The sequence below is a fragment of the Bacteroides thetaiotaomicron VPI-5482 genome (assembly GCF_000011065.1).
GTDB lineage: Bacteria > Bacteroidota > Bacteroidia > Bacteroidales > Bacteroidaceae > Bacteroides > Bacteroides thetaiotaomicron.
The window spans coordinates 4,289,540-4,301,158 of record NC_004663.1 but is presented as its reverse complement, the minus strand read 5'-3'; the positions used below and the strand labels follow the sequence as shown (position 1 = coordinate 4,301,158).

Sequence of the window (11,619 nt, the reverse complement as noted above, 5' to 3'; positions counted from 1 at the left end):
ACAATTTTAAAAAACAGATAAATATAAAGTATGAAAAGTAGAATTGTTTTTTTTGCATTTTGCTTAGCCCTCTTGTCTAGTTGCGGCAATAAGGGCAATGACACAGGGAAAGTCCCAGAATATGCAGTACAAGAATTACAGAAGACAACTGCAAATCTAATGAAAGCTTATCCGGCTACTATCAAAGGTAGACAAGACGTAGAAATCCGCCCGCAGGTATCGGGATTCATCACAAAGTTATGTGTAGATGAAGGAGCAACCGTTCGCAAAGGACAGCTCTTATTCATCATAGACCCTACTCAGTATGAAGCAGCAGTACGCACAGCAAAAGCTTCAGTTGCAACAGCAGAAGCAGCCGTGAATACACAACAAATGACTGTTGACAATAAGATCGAACTGAACAAGAAACAGATTATCAGCGATTATGACTTGTCAATGGCGAAGAACTCACTGGCACAGGCTCAGGCACAACTCGCCCAGGCTAAAGCACAGCTGACCACAGCACAACAAAATTACTCTTTCACACAAGTAAAGAGTCCTTCAGACGGTGTTATCAACGACATTCCTTATCGTTTGGGAGCACTCGTAAGCCCCTCTATGGCTACACCAATGACTACAGTATCTGAAATAGACGAAGTATATGTATACTTCTCTACAACTGAAAAAGAACTGCTGGCTATGACCAAAACCGGAGGAACCATCAAAGAAGAAATCAGTAAAATACCAGCCATCAAACTACAATTGATTGACGGCACAACATATGATGCAGAAGGAAAGGTAGACGCTATCACAGGAGTGATCGACCAGTCAACCGGTTCTGTTAGCATGCGTGCTATCTTCCCTAACAAGGAGCATATGCTTCGTAGTGGTGGAACTGCCAACGTTCTGATCCCTTATAATATGGAGAACGTTATCAGCATCCCACAATCGGCTACTGTAGAAATCCAGGACAAAAAGTTCGTTTACGTTCTGCAGCCGGACAACACGGTGAAATATACCGAGATCGGTATATTCAACCTGGACAACGGAAAAGAATATCTGGTAACTTCCGGACTGAACCCCGGCGATAAAATCGTAATCGAAGGTGTACAGAGCCTGAAGGACGGCCAAAAAATACAACCAATCACGCCGGCTCAAAAAGAAGCGAACTATCAACAGCATTTGAAAGACCAGCACGACGGAAATTTAGCTACAGCTTTCAACTAATAATTTAGATAATCGTATGAAATTAGATAAATTCATTAACCGTCCGGTACTATCAACAGTTATTTCCATTTTGATAGTTATCCTAGGTGCTATCGGATTGGCAACACTGCCTATCACACAGTATCCGGACATTGCGCCTCCTACCGTATCGGTAAGAGCCACATATACGGGTGCCAGTGCATCAACCGTATTGAACTCTGTAATTGCCCCTCTGGAAGAGCAGATCAACGGTGTAGAAAACATGATGTACATGACTTCCAACGCATCCAATACCGGTTCCGGTGATATCTCGATCTACTTCAAACAAGGAACTGATCCGGATATGGCTGCCGTTAACGTACAGAACCGTGTTTCCATGGCACAAGGTTTGCTACCTGCCGAAGTTACCAGAATTGGTGTGACTACTCAGAAACGTCAGACATCCATGCTGGTAGTATTCTCTCTTTACGATGAAACCGATACATATACAGATGCTTTCATCGAGAACTATGCAAAAATCAACCTGATTCCTCAGGTTCAACGTGTACAGGGTGTAGGTGATGCCAGTGTGATGGGTCAGGACTACTCCATGCGTATCTGGCTGAGACCGGACGTAATGGCTCAGTATAAACTGATCCCCAACGACGTATCTACCGCTTTGGCTGAACAGAATATAGAAGCGGCTCCGGGACAATTCGGTGAACGTAGTAACCAGACTTTCCAATATACCATTCGTTACAAAGGACGTCTGCAACAGCCGGAAGAGTTTGAGAACATTGTCATCAAGTCTCTGCCTAACGGTGAGGTACTTCGACTGAATGATATTGCGGAGATTCAGCTGGACCGTCTGGGATATAACTTTACCAACCGTGTAAACGGACACAAAGCTGTAACCTGTATCGTTTATCAGATGGCTGGTACAAATGCTACGCAAACCATCACTGATATCCAGAAATTATTGGATGAAGCATCCACAACACTACCTTCGGGATTGAAGATTAACGTTTCTATGAACGCCAACGACTTCTTGTTCGCTTCTATCCACGAAGTGTTGAAGACATTGATCGAGGCATTTATTCTGGTATTTATCGTAGTATATATCTTCTTGCAGGATTTGCGTTCTACCTTGATTCCGACCATTGCTATTCCGGTAGCCCTTATCGGTACATTCTTCGTACTGTCACTGATCGGATTCAGTTTGAACTTGCTGACCCTGTGTGCCCTTGTGCTTGCCATTGCGATTGTGGTCGATGATGCGATTGTGGTTGTCGAGGGTGTACATGCCAAGCTCGATCAGGGATATACATCCGCCCGTCTGGCATCTATCGATGCGATGAACGAATTGGGTGGTGCCATCGTATCTATCACACTGGTCATGATGTCCGTGTTTATTCCGGTAAGTTTCATGGGTGGTACGGCAGGTACGTTCTATCGCCAATTCGGTTTGACAATGGCTATCGCTATCGGTCTGTCCGCATTGAACGCCTTGACACTGAGTCCGGCATTGTGTGCCGTTCTTCTGAAACCGCATACTGATCATGGAGATAAGAAACAAACACTTGTTTCTCGCTTCCACACTTCTTTCAATGCCGCTTATGACTCTATATTAAAGAGGTATAAGAAACGCGTACTCTTCTTTATCCAGAAAAAGTGGTTGTCAATGGGACTGGTGGTTCTCTCTATCGTATTGCTGATCTTCTTTATGAACACTACTCCGACAGGTATGGTCCCTAATGAAGATACCGGTACGCTGATGGGAGCTGTAACACTACCTCCGGGTACATCACAAGACCGCTCGGAACAAATACTGGCACGTGTAGACAGTCTGATTGCTGCGGACCCTGCCGTAGCTTCACGTACATTGATCTCCGGTTTCAGTTTCATTGGTGGTCAGGGACCGTCTTACGGTTCTTTCATTATCAAACTGAAAGACTGGGATGAACGCTCCATGATTCAGAACTCAGACGTTATCGTCGGTTCTTTATACATGCGTGCGCAGAAGATTATCAAGGAAGCACAGGTATTGTTCTTCGCTCCTCCTATGATCCCCGGTTACTCGGCATCTACGGATATCGAGGTGAACATGCAGGACAAGACAGGTGGTGACCTGAACAAATTCTTTGATGTAGCCAACAACTACACCGCAGCATTGGAGGCACGTCCGGAAATTAACTCTGCAAAAACGACCTTCAACCCGAACTTCCCGCAATATATGATTGATATTGATGCGGCAGCTTGTAAGAAGGCAGGTATCAGCCCAAGCGATATTCTTAGCACGATGCAGGGATATTACGGAGGTTTGTACGCATCCAACTTCAACCGTTTCGGTAAGATGTACCGCGTAATGATTCAGTCGGACCCGTTATCACGCAAGAATCTGGAATCACTGAATAATGTCAAGGTTCGTAACAACCAAGGCGAAATGGCTCCGATTTCCCAGTTCATCTCTGTAGAGAAGGTATACGGACCTGATATTATCAGCCGTTTCAACTTGTATACTTCCATGAAGGTGATGGTAGCTCCGGCTTCCGGTTATACTTCCGGTCAGGCACTGGCTGCACTGGCAGAAGTGGCCAAAGAAAACCTTCCGGCAGGTTACACTTATGAACTAGGAGGCATGGCTCGTGAGGAAGCACAAAGTAGCGGCAGTACGACTGGTTTGATCTTTATCCTTTGTTTCGTATTCGTTTATTTGCTGTTGAGTGCTCAGTACGAAAGTTATATTCTTCCGCTGGCCGTATTGTTATCCATTCCGTTCGGTTTGCTAGGCAGCTTCCTGTTCGTCAACGGAATGAGCGCGATCGGTAGTATATCGGCCTTGAAAATGATACTCGGTACCATGTCCAACAATATCTATATGCAGATTGCGTTGATCATGTTGATGGGTCTGTTGGCAAAGAACGCGATCCTGATTGTAGAGTTTGCCCTCGACCGTCGTAAGATGGGTATGAGCATCACATGGGCAGCCGTTCTGGGTGCCGGTGCCCGTCTCCGCCCGATCCTGATGACCTCATTGGCTATGGTAGTCGGTCTGCTTCCGTTGATGTTCGCATTCGGTGTAGGTGCCCACGGTAACCGTACACTGGGTACAGCTTCTATTGGTGGTATGTTGATCGGTATGATCTGCCAGATCTTCATCGTTCCTGCTTTGTTCGTTATCTTCCAGTACCTGCAAGAGAAGGTTAAACCGATGGAATGGGAAGACATCGACAATACGGATGCCGTAACTGAGATTGAACAATACGCTAAATAATGAAATTCGATATGAAGAAACAGATTCTATATATGTTGTGTGCAACTGCTCTCCTGAGCAGCTGCCACATCTATAAGTCGTATGACAGACCCGAAGATATTACCGCTTCCGGCCTGTATCGTGATCCGGCAGCGGACAATGATACATTAGCTTCGGATACCACCAACTTCGGTAACCTGCCGTGGAGAGAAGTCTTCACCGACCCACAGCTCCAGTCTCTCATCGAACAGGGACTGAAACAAAACACTGACCTCCTTTCCGCTGCATTGAACGTCAAAGCGGCAGAAGCGTCTCTGATGTCAGCCCGACTGGCTTATGCACCGTCCATCGGTTTGTCTCCACAGGGAACAATCAGCAGTTTTGACAAGAACGCAGCAACTAAAACGTACTCATTGCCGGTTACTGCCAGTTGGCAAGTAGACCTGTTCGGGCAACTGCTGAACTCCAAACGAAATGCACAAGTCACCCTGAAACAGACAAAGGCTTATCGCCAGGCTGTACAGACACAAGTTATTGCCAACATTGCCAACATGTATTATACCTTGCTTATGCTCGACCGCCAGCTGGAGATCACTCAGGCTACGGCTGAGGTACTGAAACGTAATGCTGAAACCGTACAGGCACTTTCGGAAAGATCGACCTACACATCTGCCGCTTTAGCACAAAGCAAAGCTGCCTATGCACAAGTAGTGGCTTCCATCCCCGACATCGAGCAGAGCATCCGCGAAACGGAAAATGCCCTGTCTACCTTCTTGGGAGAAGCTCCGCACGCGATCAAACGTGGTGTACTGGAAGCACAGGCACTTCCTGAGGAACTTTCCGCAGGGATTCCTTTGCAGTTGTTATCTAACCGTCCGGACGTAAAAGCAGCCGAAATGTCTTTGGCAAGCTGCTATTATAATACGAACTCTGCCCGTGCCGCTTTCTATCCGCAGATCACTCTCAGCGGTTCTGCCGGATGGACAAACAGTGCAGGTTCCGCCATTATCAATCCGGGTAAGTTACTGGCTTCCGCTATCGGTTCACTGACTCAGCCATTGTTCTACCGTGGTACGAATATCGCCCGCCTGAAAGCAGCGAAAGCACAGGAAGAACAAGCTAAATTATCTTTCCAGCAAACATTGTACAATGCCGGAAGCGAAGTCAGCAATGCGCTAAGTTTATACCAAAACACCAGTAAAAAGGCTGAATCCCGCCAAATGCAGGTAGAATCTGCCAAGAAAGCTTCGGAAGATACAAAAGAATTGTTTAACTTAGGGACGTCAACCTATCTGGAAGTATTGTCGGCACAGCAATCTTATCTGAGCGCACAGATTTCTCAGGTTTCCGACTGTTTCGACAAGATGCAGGCTGTGGTCAGCCTCTACCAGGCATTAGGCGGTGGAAGAGAAGATTAACTTTAAACATATACTATTATGATTAGTCCGTTAGCTTACGTAGACCCCGAAGCGAAATTAGGCAAGAATGTAACTGTCTTGCCTTTCGCCTACATCGAGAAAGATGTGGAAATCGGCGATGACTGTACCATCATGTCATACGCCAGTATCCTGAAAGGTACAAAAATGGGGAAAGGAAACAAAATACATCAGAATGCTGTCCTGGGAGCAGAACCGCAAGACTTTCACTATACAGGGGAAGAAAGCAGTCTGATCATCGGAGACAATAACGATATCCGTGAGAATGTAGTAATCAGCCGTGCCACTTTTGCAGGAAATGCTACCAGAATTGGAAACGGGAACTACCTGATGGATAAGGTACACCTTTGCCATGATGTGCAGATCAGCAATAATTGTGTGGTAGGAATAGGTACTACAATTGCAGGAGAATGCTCATTAGATGATTGTGTGATCCTAAGCGGCAACGTAACGTTGCACCAATATTGTCACATTGGTAGCTGGACACTTGTACAAAGCGGATGCCGCATCTCCAAAGATGTTCCTCCCTACGTAATTATGTCCGGCAATCCTGTTGCCTATCATGGAGTGAATGCAGTCGTTCTGTCACAGCATCACAATACGTCGGAAAGAATCCTTCGTCATATTGCCAATGCTTACCGGTTGATCTATCAAGGTAATTTCAGTGTTCAGGATGCTGTCCAGAAGATTATCGATCAGGTTCCGATGAGTGAAGAAATCGAGAATATCGTGAATTTCGTAAAAGGTTCGGAACGTGGGATTGTGAAATAGACAAAATACACTTTTCATAGAGAAAGGGTGATGTCTTTTTACGGACATCACCCTTCTTATTTATTCAAACTCCAGCGTACCGAAGAAGTCGGGACGATGGAAGTCCGGTTTCTCAATCTTTATCGGATTCCATGACAGGAAGTGAGGGGTTTGCAGTTCATCCCCGCATTTATAGAAATTCGCTTTAACTTCCTTTCCATCCAGTGACTGTATCTGATGCTTGAAGAATGCAGCATAAGGAATAATCAAGGCTACTTCCCAAGTCGTATCGTCCACACGTTCTTCGAAGGGTTCATTGCCCAGACTGGACCAACGCTGCACGAGAGCCGTCACTTCTTTCGGAGCGTGTTCCCGACCGTTACGGGCTGGTCCGGCACCGATCAGAATCGTTCCGATGCAGTTACATTCTATATTATAATAGATTCCGTCACTGGCCGGAACAGAGAAAAACTCCACACAGGAATCAGTCCATACAGATCCATTGTCTTCTCCATACTTGGCACGTACACTTTCTTCTCTGACTTTGAAGTGCAACAGAATAGAATCTTTGGTATGCGCAATCCGGAAACTTACTTTTGGCTTGTAAGGATATTCAGCCCAGTTGACACACTGAACCGGCTGGAAATCTATCTTTTCCTCATCAAATAATTTAGGAAGCGAACAAGCCTCTACATTAGCAGAACTAATTTTCTTTACTTTCATATATCTTTCGTTTGGAGGATACAAATATAGTTACTTTCTCCTAATAAGGTTCCCGAAAATCAAATAAAAACAATATATTTGCCATTAGTAATACCCTAAACAACCGAATTAGTGAGAAAAACAATCCTTTTATTTCTGCTATTTTTAAGCGTAACTGCTGTCCGTACGTTAGGACAAAATATTACTTTCAGCCATTTGACCACAGATGACGGACTTTCCCAGTTTTCCGTCAACAGCCTGTACATTGACGAACGGGGCATTATATGGATAGGTACGCGCGAAGGGCTGAACCGTTATAACGGTAACGATATCAAAAGTTTCAAGCTCAAGAAGAATGATCCGAACAGTCTGTTCAGCAATACCGTACTCCGTATCACAGGTAATAAGAACGGGAAGGTTTACCTGCTTTGCACCGACGGTGTAGCCGAATTTGACATGACCACTCAACGATTCAAAACCCTACTGCAAGGCAATGTGGACGCTATCTACTACAACGAAAAACTATATATCGGAAAAAGAGAAGAAGTATTCGTTTTCAACGAGAACACGAACAACTTCGACCTTTACTACCACCTTGCCGGGAAAGACATTAACCTATCCTGCCTCCATCTGGACGAGAAGAAAAACCTGTGGATGGGAACCACCAGCAATGGTGTTTACTGCCTGTCGGACGACAAGCAACTCTCTCAGCCCATCACGAAAGGAAACATAGCCAGCATCTACGAAGACTCATCCAAAGAACTGTGGATTGGCAGCTGGGAGGAAGGGCTCTACCGTATCCGCACAAACGGCACTATCGACAACTTCCGCCACGACCCGAAGAATCCGAACAGTATATGTTCCGATTTTGTCAGAAGCTGCTGTGAAGATAATCTGGGAAATCTATGGATCGGAACTTTCCACGGCTTGAACCGCTACGACAAAAGCACAGGACAGTTCCAACTTTATACCGCCAATGACAACAAACCCGACGGACTCACCCACTCTTCCATCTGGTGTATCGTGAAAGACGAACAGGGAACCCTATGGCTGGGAACTTACTTTGGCGGCGTCAACTACTTCAATCCGGAATATGAAATCTATACCCGCTATAAAGTGGGAGACACGGAGAAAGAAGGATTAAGCAGTCCCATCGTCGGCAGAATGACGGAAGACAAAGACGGTAACTTATGGATCTGCACCGAAGGCGGTGGCGTGAACGTCTACAACCGGAAAAACAATACTTATCGCTGGTACCGCCACGAAGAAGGCAAGAACAGTATCTCGCACAACAACGTCAAGGCAATCTATTACGACCGGACAGAGGAGATTATGTGGATCGGCACACACTTGGGAGGACTGAACAAACTCGACCTGCGCACCAACCGCTTTACCGTTTACCGGATGAAAGCGGGCGACCCGACCACACTGCCCTCGGACATTGTACGCGACATCGTGCCCTACGAAGACAAACTGATCATCGCCACACAAAATGGAGTCTGCCTTTTCAATCCGGCAACGGGCACCTGTGAACATCTTTTCAAGGATACCAAAGAAGGCAGAAATATCGGTATGGTGGCCAGCCTCTACATCGACAAGGATGAAACGCTATGGGTTTCCGCTACCGGAGAGGGCGTATATTCTTACCGCTTCGACACCGGCAAGCTCACCCACTATGCACACAATCCCTCCATTCCGAACACTCTCAGCAACAACAATGTCAACAACATCATGCAAGACAGCAACGGCAACCTGTGGTTCTCCACTTCCGGAAGCGGGCTCGACCGTTACCGCAAGGAGAGCAACGACTTCGAAAACTTCGACATGCAGAAAGACGGACTATCCAGCGACTGTATCTACGAAGTATTCGAATCGTCCATACAAAAGGGAGACTTGCTGCTGATTACCAATCAGGGATTCTCCCAGTTTGACTATCCGCAAAAGAAGTTTTACAACTACGGTACAGAGAACGGATTCCCGCTGACTGCCGTCAACGAAAACGCATTGTTCGTAACGCATGACGGAGAAGTATTTCTAGGCGGCATCCAAGGCATGATTTCTTTCTGGGAAAAGAAACTGCACTTTACGCCCAAGTCCTACAGCATCATCCTTTCCCGCCTGCTGGTCAACGGAAAGGAGATCACTGCCGGAGACGACACCGGCATCTTGGAACAGTCCATCGCCTATACACCGGAAATCAGCCTGAAAGCCGACCAATCCATGTTCAGCATAGAATACGCCACTTCCAACTTCATCCCTGCCAACAGGAATGAAATCGTCTACCGCCTCGAAGGTTTCTCCGACGAATGGAATCACACCGACCGCAAACAGACGCTTATCACTTATACCAACCTGAATCCGGGCAAATATACGCTCGTCATCAAGTCGGACGGAGACGGTATCGAAGAAGCCCGACTACTGATCCGTGTATTACCGCCTTGGTATGAGACATGGTGGGCTTATCTGATTTACACCATTTGTACCGTCAGTCTGTTATGGTATCTCATTCAGAACTACAATTCCCGCATCAAACTGCGTGAGTCACTGAAATATGAAAAGAAGCACATCGAAGACCTCGAAGCATTAAACCAATCCAAGCTGCGCTTCTTTACCAACATCTCCCACGAATTCCGCACTCCGCTGACGTTGATCGTAGGACAGGTAGAAACGCTGTTGCAAGTACAGACATTCACACCTAATATTTATCACAAGATATTGGGAATTTACAAAAACAGCCTCCAACTGCGTGAACTAATTACGGAACTGCTCGACTTCCGCAAGCAGGAACAAGGGCACATGAAAATCAAAGTCAGCCGACATAATCTGGTGAACTTCCTGTACGAGAATTATCTGTTATTCCTTGAATACGCCAGCAGCAAGCAAATCAATTTCAAGTTCAACAAGCAGTCGGATGATATTGAAGTATGGTACGACCAGAAGCAGATGCAGAAGGTAGTGAACAATCTGCTGTCCAACGCATTGAAGCATACGAAAGCGGAAGATACCATCTCCATCAACGTATCGCAGGAGGATAAATACGTCATTATCGAGATCAAAGACACGGGAACAGGCATTGCCGCCGCCGAGATCGACAAGATATTCGACCGTTTCTACCAGACCGAACGCCTCGACTCGCTGAATACCGGAGCCGGCACAGGCATCGGACTGGCGTTGACAAAAGGTATCATCGAACTTCATCACGGAACCATCCGTGTAGAGAGCGAACCGGGCAAGGGAAGCCGTTTTATCATTACGTTGAAATCGGGCAACCAGCACTTTACTGAGGAACAAATCATACGGGACAATGCCGACGCCAACATTCAGCAACCACCGGAAACAATCGTTCCAACCGTAGAAATACTGCCCGACTCCGAATGGAAGGAGGAAGATAATAAACGCATCGAAGATGCGAAAATGCTGATAGTGGAAGACAACGAATCCATCAAACAAATGCTGGTAGGTATCTTCGAAACATTCTATCAGGTCACCACCGCTTCCGATGGTGTAGAGGCATTGGATATCATACAGAAAGATATGCCAAGCATCATACTGAGTGACGTTGTCATGCCACGTATGTCGGGTACGGAACTCTGTAAACAGGTCAAGACGGACTTCAACACCTGTCACATTCCGGTAGTACTACTGACGGCACGCACAGCCGTGGAACACAACATTGAAGGATTAAAAATCGGTGCGGACGATTATATCACCAAGCCGTTCAACACCAATCTCCTGATCTCCCGTTGCAACAATCTGGTGAACTCACGGCGGTTGCTACAGGAGAAATTCAGCAAACAGCCACAGGCTTTTGCCCAGATGCTTGCCACCAACCCGATGGATAAAGAAATGCTGGATCGTGCCATGGCCATCATCGAACAGCACTTGGATAATACGGACTTTAACGTCAACATCTTCGCCCGTGAAATGGGGATGGCACGTACCAATCTGTTCACGAAGCTGAAAGCCGTCACCGGTCAGACACCGAACGACTTTATATTAAGTATCCGTCTCAAGAAAGGAGCCGTCATGCTGCGGAACAATCCGGAGCTGAACATTACGGAGATTTCCGACCGCATCGGTTTCTCTTCTTCCCGCTATTTCAGTAAATGCTTTAAGGAGATTTATCACGTCAGTCCGCTTGCCTACCGCAAGGGTGAAGAAAAAGAGGAAGAAGGGAACGAAGAAACGGATCAATAACCCACAAACAGGTAAGCAAGTAGCATTTGTAACAGGAGAACCTATGCCAAAGTAGTTCCCTCCTGTTGGCACACTTGTGCCACGCTGCTGGCACGACCGTGCCATCGCGGTGGCACA

The 11,619-nt window shown here is 46.4% G+C and carries 6 protein-coding genes; 5 read left to right on the top strand and 1 reads right to left on the bottom strand.

The features are described 5' to 3' along the window. Nucleotides 1-30: 30 nt before the first annotated feature. From BT_RS16905 to lpxA, 4 genes are read left to right on the top strand one after another with little or no spacing between them, the layout of a single operon-like run. Nucleotides 31-1,206 (top strand): efflux RND transporter periplasmic adaptor subunit, encoded by a 1,176-nt coding sequence (locus BT_RS16905; protein ID WP_011108777.1) that lies wholly within the window; start codon nucleotides 31-33, stop codon nucleotides 1,204-1,206. A 16-nt stretch (nucleotides 1,207-1,222) separates the two neighbouring features. Further along, on the top strand, nucleotides 1,223-4,438 hold the full coding sequence (locus tag BT_RS16900) for an efflux RND transporter permease subunit (protein ID WP_008767547.1): 3,216 nt from the start codon (nucleotides 1,223-1,225) through the stop codon (nucleotides 4,436-4,438). Nucleotides 4,439-4,449: 11 nt separating this feature from the next. Beyond that, on the top strand, nucleotides 4,450-5,835 hold the full coding sequence (locus BT_RS16895; protein ID WP_008767546.1) for an efflux transporter outer membrane subunit: 1,386 nt from the start codon (nucleotides 4,450-4,452) through the stop codon (nucleotides 5,833-5,835). An 18-nt stretch (nucleotides 5,836-5,853) separates the two neighbouring features. Beyond that, entirely contained in the window at nucleotides 5,854-6,624 is a 771-nt protein-coding gene (gene lpxA, locus BT_RS16890; RefSeq protein WP_008762937.1) for an acyl-ACP--UDP-N-acetylglucosamine O-acyltransferase, read from the top strand. Between the two features lie 60 nt (nucleotides 6,625-6,684). On the opposite strand, the gene BT_RS16885 is transcribed toward lpxA, so the two are convergent. Beyond that, entirely contained in the window at nucleotides 6,685-7,326 is a 642-nt protein-coding gene (locus BT_RS16885; protein ID WP_008762936.1) for a carbohydrate-binding family 9-like protein, read from the bottom strand. Between the two features lie 111 nt (nucleotides 7,327-7,437). On the opposite strand from BT_RS16885, the gene BT_RS16880 reads away from it, so the two are divergent. Further along, nucleotides 7,438-11,502 (top strand): hybrid sensor histidine kinase/response regulator transcription factor, encoded by a 4,065-nt coding sequence (locus BT_RS16880; protein WP_011108776.1) that lies wholly within the window; start codon nucleotides 7,438-7,440, stop codon nucleotides 11,500-11,502. Nucleotides 11,503-11,619 lie beyond the last annotated feature (117 nt).